Consider the following 16,712-nt stretch of genomic DNA (forward strand, 5'->3'; position numbering starts at 1 on the left):
GTCCGGGTTGCCGGGGGTATGGTTCGGCCCCCGCCCGCATGGTGTGGACGGGGGCCGAAACCGGATTGGGCGCCGCTAGGGACTCAGACGCCGGGGCTCGGTAGGAGACACGTGGCTCCTACCGCCGCGGCTCAGTAGGCGACGCGGGATTGGACGAGTTTCTCGAACTCCTTGCGGTCCTGGCACCGCTGCTCGGCCACGTCGAGCTGCACGTCGCCGCGGTTGACCAGCCGCGCGAGGTCCTGGTCCAGGGTGTGCATGCCCAGGTCGCCGCCCGACTGCAACTGCGTGCGTACCTGGTGCGTCTTGCCCTCGCGGATCAGCGCGCTGATCGCCGGCGTCGCGTACATCACCTCGGTCGCCGGGACACGCCCGTGCCCGCTCGCCTTCGGCAGCAGCGTCTGCACGATCACCGCCCGCAACGTGGACGCGACCTGCACGCGGATCTGCTGCTGCTGGTTCTCCGGGTACACGTCGATCAGACGGTCCACCGTCGAGCCCGCGTCCTGCGTGTGCAGGGTCGCGAACACCAGGTGACCGGTCTCCACCGCCGTCAACGCGGTGCTGATCGTCTCCAGGTCACGCAACTCGCCGACCATGATGATGTCCGGGTCCTCACGCAACGCGTGCTTGAGCGCCTCCGCGAAACTCAACGTGTCCGTGCCGACCTCACGCTGGCTGACCACGCAGTTCTTGTGCCGGTGCACGAACTCGATCGGGTCCTCGATCGTGATGATATGGTCGTGCCGCTCCGCGTTCGCCTTGTCCACGATCGCGGCCAGCGTGGTCGACTTGCCCGAACCCGTCGGCCCGCACACCAGCACCAGGCCGCGCGGCAGGAGCGCCAGGTCCGCGATCCTCTGGTCCAGGCCCAACTGGTTGACCGTCTTGATCTCCAACGGGATCGTACGCAACGCCGCGCACACGCCGTTACGATCCTGGTACACGTTCACACGGAACCTGACCAGGTCACCGATCGCGAACGACACATCCAACTCGAGCTCCTGCTCGAACCGCTGCAACTCCTCATCCGTCGTCATCACCTGCACCGCAGCCAACGTCCGCTCCTTATCCCAGACTTGGCTTTCCGGCACGGGCGTGAGCCGCCCATCCACGCGGAGCATCGGTTTGTCGCCGACCACCAGATGCAAATCGGACGCGTTGAGTTCGACGAGTCGATACACCGCGTTGATGAATTCGGTGTCGGCATCAGGATGCTCGCGGAACATGGTTTGCGCGACCAGCTGCGCCTTTTCACGGCGCTTCTTGAGAACCGCGTTGTCCTTTCCGCTGTCATCGCTCGGCGGCACGACGAAGGTAGGGGCTTGCAGGTTGACCTGCTGGTAGGAGACTCCGCCTTGCGCCTGCAGAACGGCGGTTCGCGCAGCCTGAGCGCTTTGCGAGGATTGTTGTTGTGCCGTTTGCGCCGCTTGGGCTTGACGCATACGTTGCGCTTGCATCTGTTGAAGCATGGCTTGCTGATATGCGGCGTATTGCTGCTGCGCTTGCGCTTGCGCCGCCTGTTGTTGGGCGAGATATTGCGCCTGCATGGCTTGCATCTGCTCGGCTGTCTGGTTCTGGGATGGGTTCTGTGTTGCTGTTTGTTGCTCGTTCATGGTGTGCGATTCGTTGGTGGTGGGGGATACTGCTGTATTGGCCGACTGCGCGGTCTGCTGAGGTTGTGCAAATGATTGGGCTTGTGCCGTTTTCCGTGCTTGCGTTACCGGCTGATCCTGGGCGGTCTGCTGAGCGTACGCGCCCTGCTCAGCCGGTTGAGCTTGCTGTTGCGCCTGTTCAGTACCGGTCTGCGCGGCATCTGCGGCATCCACTTGGGCTGCGGTCTCTGCCCCGGACAAATTCCCCGCGCTCTGCACGTCTTGCGAAAGGGGAGCACTGATGGGCTGCAACGTTCCGGTGAGCGTTGCATACGTTTTCTTGCGCTCATCGTCGAAGTCGTCAAAGTCGTCGAAGTTCTCCAAATCACCGGGCTTCAGACCGAGTGACGCCTCAATTTGCACGTCGTCCCGGCTGTTGATTTGTGCGGAATGTTGGGCGAGTTCTGCCAAAGAGCTGTCGGAGGGAAGGGTTTCCTCGGGTTTGGCCTCATAGGACGGTTCAGGGAACAGCTTGGGCTTTTGTGCATCTTGCTTCTCGTAGTAGGCTGAAGCATTGTCGTCGAGCATGGCGAAGATTTTCTTCATGCTGTCGTCGAGGTTGGGATCGTCCGCCCGGATGGCCTTCTTGTCGGAGAAGTGCCGTCCGCGCTGGATTTTCTCCGAGTAGAACGGCGTGGTGTTGGGGATGGTAACGCCTTTGAGTCCGCTGAGGTAGGAGTTGCTGCGCGATGCGCCTTCCTCCATGATTTCCTCTGCGTTGTCATCGGTAACGTCCGACGAGGTGGATTCGGATGAACCGCCCGCTTCCGACGTGTTTCCGCTGGTTGCAGCGTCCCCGGTTGCGGCATCGCTATCGCTTGTCTCGCCGGCGTCTGCCTCGTTGATGTTCGGCGTGCTGTCGGATTCCGCGTCTGCCGCAGTGACGCCGGAATCTGCGGTCGTTGTCTGCTTTTCCATGGTTTGGGTGGTGTTGGTTCCTGCGGTGGTTCCTACAGTCGCTCCAACGGCAGAATCACTGGTTTCACCCGCAATCCCGCCGCCAGTCTGGTCTGCGGACCCGCCTGGCCCGGCGTTCTGCGTTTCATTTGTGTCTGTCATGCTGTGTCCTCGTGTCTCTTCTCTTCTGGTGTGCTGTATTCCGCGCGCACCGGACGGGTTCATGCGAAGTTCGAATCGCGCGTTGCCGGATCACACTGTGACTCGCAACACCTCTTCGACTGAGGTGACTCCGGCAAGCGCCTTCTGCCACCCGTCTTCGCGCAGGCTGGTCATGCCGGCCTCGGTCGCGGCTTTCTCGATTTCGAGGCTGGTTGCGCCCTTGGCGATGAGCCCTTCCATCTTCTCGTCCACGCCCATGACCTGCTGGATGGCCACACGGCCTTTGTACCCGGTGTTGGAGCATTCCTGGCAGCCGACCGGACGCCAGACGTCCGGCAGCTCGTCGCCTTCCTTGTAGGGGACGCCGAGCATTTTGAGTTCGGCCACAGTCGCCTTGTCTTTTCTTGCGCAGCGCTTGCACAGCCGTCGGGCGAGTCGCTGCGCCATTACGGCGGCGAGCGAGGAGCTGATGAGGAACGGTTCGACGCCCATTTCGGTCATTCGGGTGACGGCGCTCGGGGCGTCGTTGGTGTGCAGGGTGGAAAGCACCAAGTGGCCGGTCAGTGACGCTTCGATGGCGATGGTCGCGGTTTCCTGGTCTCGGATCTCGCCGATGAGCACGACATCAGGGTCGGCTCGCAGAATGGAGCGCAGGGCCGCAGCGAAGGTCAGGCCGGCCTTGACGTTGACCTGTACCTGGTTGATGCCTTTCATGCGGAACTCGACCGGGTCTTCAACGGTGATGATGTTGATTTCCGGTTTGGCCACGTCGCCGAGCGTTGCGTACAGGGTGGTGGACTTACCGGATCCGGTAGGGCCGGTGACGAGCACCATGCCGTACGGACGCTGGTATGCCTTCTGGAAGACCTTGAGGTTGCGTTCAGAGAAGTTGAGGTCTTCGACTTTGAGATTGCCGGCGGGGGTCGAAAGAATACGCATGACGACGGTCTCGCCCCAGACGGTCGGCAGGGTGGCGACGCGCAGGTCGACGCTTTTGCCGCCGTGACGGACGGTGATACGGCCGTCCTGCGGGCGACGGCGTTCGCCGATGTCGAGGTCGGCCATGACCTTGATACGGCTGATGACGCCTTGGATCATGGCTTTTGGCGCCCTCTGGAACACGTGCAGCACACCGTCGATACGGTACCTGACTTCGAGGCCGTCTTCCTGTGGCTCGATGTGGATATCGGAGACGTTGTCGTCGATGGCCTGGTTGATGAGCAGGTTGACGAAGCGCGCGACGGGGGAGGAGTCTTCCTCGTCGTCCGATTCGAGGTTGATTTCCTTCTTGGCGGTTGCCGCGATCTCGTGGGAGATCTCGTTGAGCTCGTCGTTGGCGCGAAGATAGCGGTTGAGCGCGGTTTCCATCTGCGAAGGCATGGCGACCATGGGCAGGACGGTCATGCCGGTGGTCGCGGACACGCCGTCGACGGCGGACAGGTCACGCGGGTTGGCCATGGCGAGGGCGAGACGGCCGTTGATGATGGAGATGGGCAGGAGCTTTTCGGCGCGGCACATCTCGGCGGGCACCTTGTCGATGACGCTGCGGTCGACCTGGTATTCGTTGAGGTCAACGAAGGGCAGGCTCATGCTCTGCGCGAGCTCCATTGCAAAGGCACGCTCCGCCTTCTCGTCCGCCATGAAATCGCCGGTCATGGACGGGGCGGTGGTGGGGTCGAAGCCGTCATTGGTGGCAGCGTGCTTGGGACCGCTGGGTTTGAACACCATCGAAGTGTCATAGGTTGTGGTCGGATCAAAATGTGGCGCCTGCGGCTCGTCCTGATGCTCATCTTCCTTCGGCCGCTTGCGGAAGAACAGCCCTCTCGAGTTGGTGTCCTCACCCATGTCGTCAATCCTCCGTCCTTGGTCCATGCTCTTGGTGCGTCTTGCCGGCATCAGCTACGCGCGCCCATAATAAAGACAACTATACCGTTAACTGAGAACGTTGGGGGGTCGTGTTGGGGGGGTAGCCGTGTCGCAATATTGGTGGATGCTACATGTTTCAAGGCTTATGCGGCATGATTATTGCAATGAGAACGTATGCATACCACCAAACATTAAACGTTTAAGCAATGATTGATAACCTGCACCCCCTATAATGGCCGATAGTTGTCACGTTAAGTGATAAAATGCTCATATCCGTCAGGTGTGTGACGTGCACTGTTCCATGGCTGGAGCGTACACGTCAGCGATTATGCATGCAGATGTGTAAGGCACCTGCGGTGTGCAAGCGACTGTGGTGTTGCGGAGGTAGTAGCCATGAGAAAGGCAATGCGTAAGGCTCGTGACGAGCAAGGGTTCAGTTTGGTTGAGCTGCTTGTCGTCGTGATCGTCATCGGCATTCTTGCCGGTGTGGCGGTCCCTATTTATCTGAATCAGCGTAAGTCGGCATGGCGTTCATCCGTGCAGAACGACGTGCACAATGCTCAGGTGACCATCGCCACTGCCATGACCAAGCTCAAAGACGGCGAAAAGCTTACGATGAAGAGCAATGATTCTTCGGCGACATGCAGCGACAAGGTGTGCGTATGCACGTTTACGCAGTCCGGCGGCACCATCAGCGGCACCCCCGTTACAGTGTCCAAAGACAACACCATCAAGGTGACCATCAGCTACAAACCCGCCAACGGCGGTGACTCCTACACCGTCGAAGGGGGGAACAGCGATTTGGGTGATTTCGAATACAAGTACGACAGCACCACAGGCGCTTTGGAATGGCGTCCGTATAAGCCGTGACGCCAATCCGCCCCGCAGGGTTGAGGCCTTGCGGGGCTCGCCTGTTATCTGGCGGTCATTGACTGGCAGCAGGGTAATACGGAAAACGAGAGAGAAAACAAGTTCCCGGCACGGGTTGACGCCCGGCATAAGAGAGGAGAGCAACCGTGGGCCATACATACGGTAGGAGGCGGGCGCTGCTCAAACGTATGCAGCGCGGCTTCACCATGGTCGAGGTCATTGTGGCGATTGGCATGTTGACGCTCGTTGGACTGGCGGCTGCCCAGTTCGCCATCACCGCCGTGCATTCTTCTTACGCACACCAGCAGCGTGCCATCGCGGTCGGACTTGCCGAATCGGGTATGGAGCAGGTGCAGGAAAGCGTGAAGGGCAAGGACGGCAACACGATTTTCTCCACACTCACGTCGGGCATGTCCAAGTCGGGGGCGCAGGAGGCACTCAAGGAGGCTACCGATCTCAATGTGATTGAGAACGCTTCCGACACCATCGATCTGGGGTGGAATGATTCTCCAAGCGCCACGGCGATCCAGGCCAAGGTCGAGACCAACGACCAGCAGGGCAAAGGCACCACGTATACCGTATACACGGTTGTCGGCAAATGTTATCGCCTGTCTACCGAGGCTTCCTGCCTGTCCGCGTCGAAGCAAGGTCTGGTGACTTCATCCGGCGCTGTCGGTGCGTACAAATATGTCGGCGAAGGCAACAAAGCCGTTGATGCAGCATCCATCACCGACGCCACGAAGTTCCCCACCGGCCCGTTCAACACTGGTACCGCTTCTAGTCCGACCTATTCGCCGATGGTCCGCGTGGTTGTGCTTGTCACTTGGCCGGACAGCCAGCATCAGGGCAAGACTTGCTGGTACAGCACTGCCACGATTTTCGATGGCAGCAATGACGACACCTTGAAGAGCAAGTGAGGCGGTGAGCAGTATGGATAGTGGTATGAGCAATGTTGGAAAACCGGCGGCAACAGTAAGCATGCGCAGCGGATCTTGTGATGCGAAGCATGAAGGATTAGCAGGAAAGCTTGCATCTCGTTGGCGCAAGCTGAGGAACACCGATAAGCAAAAGGGCGTTTCCCTGACGGAACTCATGGTGGCGCTCGGTATATTCCTCTTGTTCTCGTCGGTGTTCACCGCCAGTGTTATGCAGTACCTTCGGTCTACAAATTCGACTGCGGTGCGTGCCCAATCGGCGTCTACGGTAATGATGGCAACCCAGCGGCTTGAGCGTTTCGTCACGTATTCCAACTCGATCGGATATGCCACGACGGGTGGTAGCAGCGGTTCCACCGACAAGAACACGGTGTTGATTTATTCGGCGCCGTCGTCCGGCAATGATTCCGGTGCGGCCAGTGCGAGTGTCGGCCAGTGCATCATGCTGTATTACAAGCCGGCGACTTGGACGAGCGGTTCTTTGCAAGATACCGGAGTCTTGTATTACCAGACTGCAGATGTAGACAACACTGGTGCCCACGGCACGTATTCCGCGAAGCATGCGCTGCTGAACTCGATTACCAACGCTCCGACGGCCACAGGATTGAGCAAGGCTGACCTGTTGACGGTGAAATCGACTGATACCTTGCAGTTCTCGCCGGTTGTCGGCCAGTATACGGGCAGCAAACTGGTTACGTCGAACACTCAGGTGACATTCAGCTCAAGGAATTCCGCGGCGTCTAGTGCCACAGGTTCGGCGGCAATCACCTATGCGGCATGCCAGTGACGGATTCCCATCATTGAGGATTGGCCGACTGATACATGGAGTTGCTGACAGCGTTTGCAAAACATGATGAAACAATGGCACTTGTGCGTTGCGTGATTGATTTACGACGTCAATCGTTTGACATCCCATAACGGCGAAAATAGCCAAGAAGTTGGCGACGTTCATATACCGAAGTATGACATCGCCTTAGATGCAAACGCATGCAACATATGGTAAACTTGCGGTGAAGCCGGCAGATTCTTCACTGCTGACTGTGCGCGGTTGCACACAACCGCCACATCCTGGCACCACGGAGGCGCTTGGAAAATCCGGCATATCCGGAACTTCGAAAGAAGGAGAACATCATGAAGAGTGTTCAGGGTGATCTGATATGTCGGCGCCGTGACTTTTCCGGTGATGCATCCTTTGCATGAGAGGGTGAATTGCCGGTCTGCGGCCTCGTAAGAAGCCGCAGATAAACGCATTGCAGGCACTTTGCTCCTTTGTGGTGCTTGTGATGCGATTCATGCACGTACCGGAATAATCCGGCGGGTAGAGAAGAGAGAACACAGGGGAGGCGCTCGAAAGGGCGCGAATACGGAGAATCACAACTAACGGGGTGAACATGCCACAGGGTCAAGCAAATAAGGCCGCGGTCTGGCGGTACAAGGGCGTAACGACGGATGGCACGCGCAGGCAGCAGGGCACGGTCGAGGCGGCAACGCAAGACCAGGCGATTGCGCGCATCACAAAGCTCGGCATCATCCCCACCGAAGTGGTGAACACCTCTGAGGCGGGCGGGTTGAACAAGGAGCTCAACCTCGGTTTCGCAAAATACCCGTCCAAGAAAGACTTCGCGGTCATGTCCCGCCAGCTGGCGACCATGGTGACCGCAGGCGTCTCGCTGACGCGCGCACTGAACATCGTGGTGGACCAGACGCCGAACCAGAAGCTGCGTGATGCGCTCCGTCAGTGCCTGACGGATATCGAAGGTGGTAAGTCCTTCTCCGACGCCATGCAGGAGCAGAGTGACATCTTCCCGGCAATCATGATTTACATGGTGCGAGCGGGCGAGACTGGCGGCTTCCTGGATGGCGCGTTGAACACCATCGCCTCGAGCTTCGAGGCGGATGTGCGGTTGCAGCAGCAGATCAAGTCCGCGATGGCCTACCCGATTGTCGTGTTGTGCATCGCCTTGCTGCTTGTCGGCGTCATGCTGTTGACCATCGTGCCGACCTTCAAGAACATGTACGATTCCATGGGTGCGGAACTCCCCGCCATCACTAAGGTTCTGGTGGTCATGGGCCAGGCCGCGCCTATCGCCATTCCGATTCTGGTGATCGCGATTTTCGTGTTCGCGGTGTGGTGGCGCCGTAATCGCAAGGAAGTGTTCATTCGCCGGTGGTGGGAGCCGTTCAAGTTGAAGGCCCCGGTGTTCGGCAAGTTGAACACGAATGTGGCGTTGGCACGGTTCTGCCGCAACTTCTCATCGATGCTGCACGCCGGTGTGCCGATTACTGACGCGTTGGACATCGTGGGTTCGACGTCGGGCAATTACACGATTGAGAATGCGACGCGTACGGTGAGCACTGAGATCCAGAAGGGCCGCCGTCTGGCGGATTCGATGGCGATGGAACCGGTGTTCCCGAACATGCTGGTACAGATGGTCGCGATCGGTGAGGATTCGGGTGCGGTGGACCAGATGCTTGACAATGCCGGTCGCGCGTACGACGAGGAGGCGCAGTCGATCGCCAAGCAGCTGACTTCACTGCTCGAGCCGATTATGATCCTTATCCTCGGCGTCATCGTAGGCTTTATGGTCATCGCACTGTACATGCCGATGTTCGACATGTTCAACGCGATCGACAACATGTGATCACGGTCGCGAAAGCGCTTCTCAGGTAGGGATCCAGGAATAGGAACCGATTCCAAGTACAGGAACACGGAATACAAACAGCGAAGAGGTTGTCATGAAAGAGTCAGTGTTGTGGCGTCGTCTTGATCGCGCGGTGGGTACGCGGCTGCGTGCACACTGCAAGAACAAGGAGTCGGGCGTCACTATGGTGATGGCGCTCATGTTCATCCTCGTGGTGTTGCTCACCTCGACACTGCTGCTGGGCATTCTGCTGTCCCAGGCGTTGCCATACCGTAACAACGCGCGCAACGCCCAGGGCAAGGTGGCGGCTGAGGCCGGATTGCAGGCAGGCCTGAGCTTCCTGCGCGCGGCGGAAAGCTATTATGAAACGGGCAATTATGACAAGCTGATGCCTGCCACGACGGCTGACCCGAGCAAGACGTCGCTTGACGAGACGTATGCTGTTGAGACTGCTACCGCATCAAGTTCCGCCACCGGAACCGCGAAGGTTGTGACCCTGAATTATGTTCCGGTCAACGATACGACCTCCGGTACTACGGCTGTTTCGACATCCAGCTCGACGCATGACCAGAAGCTCTCGTATCGTATTCAGATTGGGTACTACGACGGCGATCCTAATACAACTGGGAAGCTTGTTTCTGATGCGACCAAACTGTCTACCGTGAAGTATGCCGTGGTTGTCTCCTACGGGTATGTGAACCGTTACCCTGACGGTCGAACCGCCGGAACTGAAGCTGATCCGGTGCGTACTGCGGCGGCGATTTATAAGTTTGGTCAGGCGAAAGAGCAGACAATTATACACGGCTCTGGGCATAACGGAGCTGCTTCTGTTAGTTTCATCGAATCAAAGCAATCATATAACGGGTTATGGGTACATGTCACCGGCATGACATTGACAGCGAACAAGGATATCGATACTGTGACCGCCGATGACAGTATGTATTTGGATATGTCAAAAACAATACCTGATCCCCGCAGCTCTCTGTGTATGGTAGCTTCAAATGGCACGAATGGCACTCCATTGAAAGAGTCAGATTTCATTGATGTCAACACAGGTAAATATTCCGATGATATCTTTAACTCAAAGATTAAAAATGCTGTAATACGTTTGTTTAGGCGTGCGACTAGTACAGATACAAATGGATCATATACGTTCAAGTATTCATCGTATTGCCAAGCGCATGGCGAGTACAAATATACGAATAATTGGATTTATTATGATGACGATAGTATTAGACTCGCTCATTGGAGTGATGACGGTACAGCATTAGTACCCACGAATTGGTGCGTTACTGGCCTCTCCGTATACAATGCGTCAGCGAATGCCGCTCCTGCGCGATTGACTGAGTGCGGAACATCGTATTCGCCAAAATCTACCGGTACTCAGACGGTACCGGGCTCGAATCATGGATACTCGCTTCAGGCTGAGCGTAATGATGCAAACAGCCAATTGATGAAATCGCAGAAATGGAGCTTCTATTATGCTTTTATTAATGCCGCGTACCTGAACAAAGATAACAGCGGACAATATACAAGAGTTGCAGAAGGACCACTGAGTTGGGGAAATACCCTGTATGAACAGATCATTGCGTCGAATGCGAAGTTTGCAAATCTTAGCGGTGATAATAATTTTCATCGATCTTGTGATACGAATCCTGGTGGCAATAATGCCAGCGATGCACAATTCGATGGATCGAAAGAATGTTATCTCCAAGTGAGTAGGTGGAGTACTAGCTTGAATGCCTCTGGTTTGGACACCACAAACGAGTACTTCTCTTCACTTGGGAGTGCTGGTGAAGCGGGATGGGAAACACATCAAATTGTCAGCGATACAGGTTATTGCATGAACGCGCTTGGTGCTAGTGCTTCTGGGGCTGACACTCTTACGTTCCTTTGCAGTGTCAATGCGGCACCATTGAGGCCATTCTGCAATGCGGGAGCTGTTAACATTTTCGGTAACAGTAACATTAATCCATCAGTCGCACCGCAATGTCCTTCGGTTTCCGGTGATAGCACTTGGAGCGGAATTGGCGGAGGGCATTGGCAGAACGATTACATTACTTACGTTAAAGGTGGAGACGTAAAAGTTAATGAAGCTACTGGAATTGTCGAATCGGTTGAACCGAGCACCACAAATCTTACGTTTGAAATTGCCGGGGATACTGGTAGTACCAGCCCAGGATGTCTAGTTGTTGATAGTACAAGTGCTGGCGCTTACTTGAAATCCAAGGAGGGCCAATGCAATACGTCAGATTCTAAGGCGACGTTCTATCGATATGAGAAAGTTGCTGATGAAAATCAAGATCCAAACAAGGCAAGATTTAACTTCACTTTTGTGTTGGCATCATCGGTATCGGATAAAACTAAACCATGGTTGAGCCCTGATGCCTTATGCCTTACGGAAACTACTGGATTGCCAAATTGGCAAAGGGATGAACGCGTTCAACTGCAGAAATGCCAAGGGAGAATGACAGATGCAGTTGGAGCGTCATACTATCCGCAGCAATGGAACGCCACCGACAAATCGCATTCTGCTTCTGCTGGTGCCGGGGTCAGCATCCAATATGACGTTAAGACCGATGCCTCCATCAGCTACGCATCCAGCAAGTATGTGGACGCTGCGAACTGGAAGTGGTGATTAGCGGTGTTGACTTCCTCCATCCTTGCCGCCGGTGATGTTCTGGTCGGCTATGGTGTGCCGCATCTGGACACGAGCGCGTACGGCGACGGTGTCACCACCGTGGTGCTGGCCGTCGTCGCGTTCGTGATCGGGTGCTTTATCGGTTCGTTCCTTAACGTGGTTATCTGGCGCGTGCCTAACGGCATCAGTCTGGTCAACCCGAAGCGGAGCTTCTGCCCCAACTGCAAGTCCCCGATTCGTTGGCACGACAACATCCCCGTCATCTCGTACCTGGTGCTGCACGGCAAATGCCGAGACTGCCACGAGCCAATCTCCGGGCGGTACCCACTGGTCGAACTGCTCGGCGGATTCATGACCATGCTCGCCGTACTCGGCCCGGCCCTCCACCTGTACCCGGTGTGGCTGCTCCCTGTCACCATCTACTTCGCATGGCTGAGCATCGTCATCGCGTTCATTGATATCGACGTGCAACTCATCCTCGATATCATGACGTACCCGTCCATGCTGCTCATACTCGCCCTGCTCGCCCTCGCCTCATGGGGGACCGGCTCATGGACGCCGCTGTTGCGTGCCGTCATCTGCGCGGTCGCCCTTGCAGCCTTCTACGTGTTGCTCGGTTTTATCTGGCCAAACGGCATGGGGCTGGGCGACGCGAAACTCGCCGTCATTGTCGGGCTCATCCTCGGGTGGCTCGGCTTGAGGCAGCTCATCGTCGGGGCGTTCGCAGCGTTCATCGTCGGGGGAGCCTTCGCGCTCATTCAAGTGGCGCGTAAACGCATCAACATGAAAGGCGGAGTCCCGTTCGGCCCGTACATGCTCATCGGAGCGTGGATCGGCATCTACGTCGGCGCGCCAATCGCCAACTGGTACCTAACGATTTGCGGGCTTAACTAGTCCACAGGAAAGAGAAAGGAAAAGGAGGAAGCCATGAAGCCAATCACGACACTGTCGCTGTCGAACGACGCGATTCGCGCGGCCGTCATCGCCAATCCCTACACGGAACGGCCGCAGATACTGCAATACCGCACGATCGGCCTGCCGACCGGCGCGGTCGTCGACGGTGAAGTCGTCGACCCGCAGACCGTGACCGGCCTGCTCAGGGGGCTTATCAAGAACGCGAAATTCCCCAAGGATCTCGCGCTCGTCTACACAAGCCGTCGCGTGGTCTACAGGGAAATGACCTTCCCGGAGATGCCGCTCGCCGAACTGCACGACACCCTGCCGTTCCAGGTCAAGAACTACATCGCGCTGCCGGTAGACGATTCCATCATCGATTTCGTACCCCTCACCCGTGAAGAGCAGGCCCAAGGCGCCGTGCTCCACGGCATGGTCGTGGCGACCTTGCGCACCGGCGTCGAGAAAACCACCACGGCAATCCAGAACGCCGGGTTCGCTGTGCGTTCCGTGGACGTCAGCGCGTTCTCGCTGGCACGCGTCTTCCGCGACCAATCCCGCGACAAGGCCATCGCTGTCGTCAACGTCGGCTCCAACAGCACCGATGTCATCGTCCTCTCGCAAGGGCACCCGGTCGCACTGCGAGCCGTGCCGTCCGGTGCAGACGATATCACCCAGGCTGTTGCCAAGGCACTCGACATCCCGTTCGAAGGCGCACTCGAAATCAAGAACCGCATCGGTCTGCAGAACGTCGTCGGCGACGAACGGCTCGAAAAAGCCGAGGAAATCATCCGCGACACCACAGCGCAGCTGATTGTCGGTATTCGTAACACCCTGAACGTGTACAACACCGACCACCCGGCAATGGTGGCCGACGATATCGTCCTGGTCGGAGCGGGCTCTATGCTCGCCGGCTTCCCGCCAGTGCTCGCCAGCTCCACCAACAAGACCGTCACCATCGGCGACCCCTTCACCCACTTCATCGTCGGAGAGGACGCCAAGCGGCAGAACATCAACGTCCACGGACCCGAATATGCGGCGGTCCTCGGGCTTGCGCTAGGAAAGAGGCCACGATGAGCGCATTCAGCAAAGGTAGCCACAGCGGCAAAGGCGAAAAGTCCGCGCCGAGCCGCCAAGACAAGAACAATGACCAGAAGGATGGCAAGAAGGATGGCAAGAAGGCCAAGGGGAGCATCCTCAACGCCGACCTGTCCAGCCTCGGCAAGTCCAAGAAGACCGGCAGGCTCACCCCGCCCGACCAGTGGAGTCTGAGCGTCGACCTCCTGCCGAAGTCGGTTGCGGCCATCAACAAGGACCGCCAGATCGCTAAGATCATGGGCTTCGTGACCGTCGGCGTGCTGGTGCTGTGCTTCATCGCGGGACTCGTTGCCAACCAGTTCGTTGTCGCGGCACGTGGCGAAACAGACGACGCGCGGCTCCAGCAGACCACCCTGACCGCTCGCAAGGCGGAATTCAAGGAAATCCAGGACGTGCTCGTCACCTCCTACGACATCAACGTGGCGCGCGTTGCTGCGCTGTACGGCGAAGTCAACTGGCTCGCAGTCACCGACCAGCTCAACTCGTCTCTGCCTGAAGGCGCCAAGTATACGAGCCTCCAACTGACCGAATACCAGCCGGGTGGCGGAACCTCGGGATCTTCAAGCACGTCTTCTGATGCGAGCGTGTGGGGCGGTAACGGCGTAATCCAGGTCAGCTTCACCGTTTCCTCGCCGAACTTCATTTCCGCACAACAGTTCATCAACAACTTCGCGGGCGTCAACGGTTTCGTCACCGGAGACCTGAGCTCCGTGACCGGCGGACAGGACAGCGGCTACACCTACACCGGAACCATCGCGCTGAAGCTCGACGGCAACACCACCGAACGCAGCGACAACTCCGGCGGTACCTCCAAGACTCTGCGCGGCATGGTCACCACGCTGCGTAACCAGCTGAGTGCAGCGGCCGACGGCAGCGGATCGTCAAGCAGCAGCTCTAGCTCGTCCAGCAGCTCGAGCAACTAACGCAACACCAAGGAGATAACGATGAATTTCAACAAGCACAAGGCGATATGGATCGGCCTGATCGTCCTCATCGTGATCATGCTCGGTGTCACCTGGTCGTCTGTAATCATGCCGGCAACGCAGAAGGTCAGCGCCGCGAATGCGGAAACCGCGCAAATCCAGAAGCAGAACGACAAACTGCAAAAGGACATTGACCTGCTGAACACGGCAAGCGCCAACACCACGCTGTACAAGAACCGTCTCGCTGAGCTCCAGCGCGGCATTCCGACCAGCTACGACCAGTCGGCGTTCATCGCCTCGCTCGACGGTGCGGCGACCAACTCCGGAACCACTATCCAGAGCGTGAGCTTCGGAACCGCTGCCGCTGCCACTTTGCCGAGTGACGCGTCCTCGCAAATCAGTGCGAAGAAGGTTGTTGCCGTGCCGGTGACCATCAGTGCACAAGGCGGGTATGACGCGCTGCGCAACTTTGTCGACCAGGTGCAGCGCATCGACCGCATCGCAGTGCCGACCAGCGTGAGTTACTCGGTCGCCGATGATGACTCGCAAAGCACCGTGACCATCAACAGCAACATCCTCGCGATTCTCAACTCCGGGTCCACCCAGACCAACGCGTCCTCCGACGCGATCGAGAACGCGACGTCTGGCGTGTCCAAGTAAGCGCTGCCGGAGTAGTGCTGCGGAAGTGGTGCTGCAGGGCGTCTGAGCCGAGAGCGGCTGCCAGATGGTGTAGCTGTTGGCTCTGGGCTGGTTTGGCCGACTTGACTGGTTTGGCCGACTTGACCGACTTGGCTGGTTACACCGCCCGGTTTGACTAGTTTTGCAGGTCGGGCCGTCCGGTTTGATTGCTCTGTGAACGAGGCGGGCGGGAACCTATTGAGTGGGTTCCCGCCCGCCTCGCTGTATTTCTGGTGGTGACTGAAATCCTGTCCCCAATGGCTTGCGGCAACGCGCTGACTGCACGCGATGCCGCACTTGTGAGCGGATCCTCACACGGTGGCGGTCCTATCCGTCCTGATGGTCGTTTCCTGCTGTTCCGGTTGCCAGTGTGCGAGCCAATCCTCACACAGTGCCGGTTCTGACGACTCGATTAGGCGTTTCCATGTTGGCGCGGGACGAGTGTGTGAGCCAGTTCTCACACGGTGGCGGTCCTATCGGGGCTAGTGGCTGTTTCTGGTTGTCCCGGCGGCTGGTTTGTGAGCCAGTCCTCACACGGCGGCGGTCCCGTCGATGATTCTGGTCGTCGGTGTGCCGGTGAGGGGTGAGTGTGTGAGCGGATTCTCACACGCTGGCGGTCCTATCCGTCCTGATGGTTGTTTCTTGCTGTTCCGGTTGCCAGTGTGCGGGTCAATCCTCACACAGTGCCGGTTCTGACGACTCGATTAGGCGTTTCCATGTTGGCGCGGGGCGAGTGTGTGAGCCAATCCTCACATGGTGGCGGTGTCGTAAGCTGTGATGGTCGTTTGCTAGTCGGTTAGAGGTCGGTGTGTGAGTCAATCCTCACACAGTCACCCATAGGTGATGCCGCCACCGCAATCCCAACCACCCGAACCGCCACCGTGCGAGCCAATCCTCACACAATGACCACCGAGCACTTCCAAATCAGCCAATCCCATCAACCCAACCGGCACTGTGTGAGCCAATCCTCACACAACCACGGCAGAGTCGCGCCGAACCGGCAAAACCCACCCTCCAGACCGTCACTGTGTGAGCGAATTCTCACACGATGACGGTTCCGTCGATGATTCCGGTCGTCGGTGTGCCGGTGAGGGGTGAGTGCGTGAGTGGATCCTCACACACTGGCGGCCTTGTCAGACCTCATGGTCGTCAGCGTGCTGGTGAGGGTAGGCGTGTGGGGCCTGAGCCATTGTTCCGGTCTCCTCACAAATCTCGTATGCCGTGACAAACGCTGTTAATCAAATCTCGCCGGAACGCGGCCGCGCCCGGCAGTATTCCGTGGTTTGCGCATGCCCGGACATATATAAACCGGCATTACGGTCTCCGGGTGGATTGGAACGTCTGGTGTCTGTCGTGTGCCGTATGTCAAGACATGCGCAACCCGACATTACGGCCTCCGGATTGTGTGGTTTGTTTCCTCTCAGGTGAGCTGCGTATGTCGGGGCATGCGC

Annotated in this window: 11 protein-coding genes; 9 read left to right on the forward strand and 2 right to left on the reverse strand. The window is 57.8% G+C overall.

Features of this window, described 5'->3' with window-relative positions; translation table 11 throughout:
• Positions 1–131: 131 nt before the first annotated feature.
• Entirely contained in the window at positions 132–2,714 is a 2,583-nt protein-coding gene (locus K315_RS10815) for a type IV pilus twitching motility protein PilT (protein WP_280501918.1), read from the reverse strand.
• Positions 2,715–2,804: 90 nt separating this feature from the next.
• A complete protein-coding gene (locus tag K315_RS0100385; RefSeq protein WP_029575701.1) occupies positions 2,805–4,559 on the reverse strand; it encodes a GspE/PulE family protein in 1,755 nt (584 codons plus the stop codon).
• Positions 4,560–4,973: 414 nt separating this feature from the next.
• Here K315_RS0100385 and K315_RS0100390 point away from each other — a divergent pair, with 414 nt between their 5' ends.
• From K315_RS0100390 to pilO, 9 genes are all read left to right on the forward strand, one after another.
• Positions 4,974–5,450, forward strand: coding sequence for a prepilin-type N-terminal cleavage/methylation domain-containing protein (locus K315_RS0100390; protein WP_029575702.1), 477 nt, complete (start codon positions 4,974–4,976; stop codon positions 5,448–5,450).
• 146 nt (positions 5,451–5,596) lie between these two features.
• Entirely contained in the window at positions 5,597–6,367 is a 771-nt protein-coding gene (locus K315_RS0100395) for a prepilin-type N-terminal cleavage/methylation domain-containing protein (protein WP_029575703.1), read from the forward strand.
• Between the two features lie 25 nt (positions 6,368–6,392).
• A complete protein-coding gene (locus tag K315_RS0100400; RefSeq protein ID WP_161786033.1) occupies positions 6,393–7,172 on the forward strand; it encodes a PilW family protein in 780 nt (259 codons plus the stop codon).
• Positions 7,173–7,776: 604 nt separating this feature from the next.
• The gene (locus tag K315_RS0100405) at positions 7,777–9,027 is read left to right on the forward strand and encodes a type II secretion system F family protein (protein WP_029575705.1); all 1,251 of its coding nucleotides are present in this window, start codon (positions 7,777–7,779) and stop codon (positions 9,025–9,027) included.
• Between the two features lie 94 nt (positions 9,028–9,121).
• Positions 9,122–11,665, forward strand: coding sequence for a hypothetical protein (locus K315_RS10310; RefSeq protein ID WP_152571480.1), 2,544 nt, complete (start codon positions 9,122–9,124; stop codon positions 11,663–11,665).
• 6 nt (positions 11,666–11,671) lie between these two features.
• On the forward strand, positions 11,672–12,562 hold the full coding sequence (locus K315_RS0100415; RefSeq protein ID WP_029575706.1) for a prepilin peptidase: 891 nt from the start codon (positions 11,672–11,674) through the stop codon (positions 12,560–12,562).
• Positions 12,563–12,595: 33 nt separating this feature from the next.
• On the forward strand, positions 12,596–13,639 hold the full coding sequence (gene pilM, locus K315_RS0100420; RefSeq protein ID WP_029575707.1) for a type IV pilus assembly protein PilM: 1,044 nt from the start codon (positions 12,596–12,598) through the stop codon (positions 13,637–13,639).
• Positions 13,636–14,583, forward strand: a complete 948-nt coding sequence (locus K315_RS0100425; RefSeq protein WP_029575708.1) for a hypothetical protein — start codon at positions 13,636–13,638, stop codon at positions 14,581–14,583. The genes pilM and K315_RS0100425 overlap by 4 nt, the downstream gene beginning before the upstream one ends.
• Before the next feature lie 21 nt (positions 14,584–14,604).
• Positions 14,605–15,243, forward strand: coding sequence for a type 4a pilus biogenesis protein PilO (gene pilO, locus K315_RS0100430; protein ID WP_015450102.1), 639 nt, complete (start codon positions 14,605–14,607; stop codon positions 15,241–15,243).
• The last annotated feature ends 1,469 nt before the right edge of the window (positions 15,244–16,712 follow it).

Source organism: Bifidobacterium thermacidophilum subsp. thermacidophilum DSM 15837, assembly GCF_000426425.1.
Taxonomy (GTDB): Bacteria; Actinomycetota; Actinomycetes; order Actinomycetales; family Bifidobacteriaceae; genus Bifidobacterium; species Bifidobacterium thermacidophilum.

What these genes read in the sequence shown, in the direction of transcription:
- pilO (WP_015450102.1), top strand. Translation starts at nt 14,605, where the DNA reads ATGAATTTCAACAAGCACAAGGCGATATGGATCGGCCTGATCGTCCTC.
- K315_RS0100385 (WP_029575701.1), bottom strand. Translation starts at nt 4,559, where the DNA reads ATGGGTGAGGACACCAACTCGAGAGGGCTGTTCTTCCGCAAGCGGCCG.
- K315_RS0100390 (WP_029575702.1), top strand. Translation starts at nt 4,974, where the DNA reads ATGAGAAAGGCAATGCGTAAGGCTCGTGACGAGCAAGGGTTCAGTTTG.
- K315_RS0100425 (WP_029575708.1), top strand. Translation starts at nt 13,636, where the DNA reads ATGAGCGCATTCAGCAAAGGTAGCCACAGCGGCAAAGGCGAAAAGTCC.
- pilM (WP_029575707.1), top strand. Translation starts at nt 12,596, where the DNA reads ATGAAGCCAATCACGACACTGTCGCTGTCGAACGACGCGATTCGCGCG.
- K315_RS10310 (WP_152571480.1), top strand. Translation starts at nt 9,122, where the DNA reads ATGAAAGAGTCAGTGTTGTGGCGTCGTCTTGATCGCGCGGTGGGTACG.
- K315_RS0100405 (WP_029575705.1), top strand. Translation starts at nt 7,777, where the DNA reads ATGCCACAGGGTCAAGCAAATAAGGCCGCGGTCTGGCGGTACAAGGGC.
- K315_RS0100400 (WP_161786033.1), top strand. Translation starts at nt 6,393, where the DNA reads ATGAGCAATGTTGGAAAACCGGCGGCAACAGTAAGCATGCGCAGCGGA.
- K315_RS10815 (WP_280501918.1), bottom strand. Translation starts at nt 2,714, where the DNA reads ATGACAGACACAAATGAAACGCAGAACGCCGGGCCAGGCGGGTCCGCA.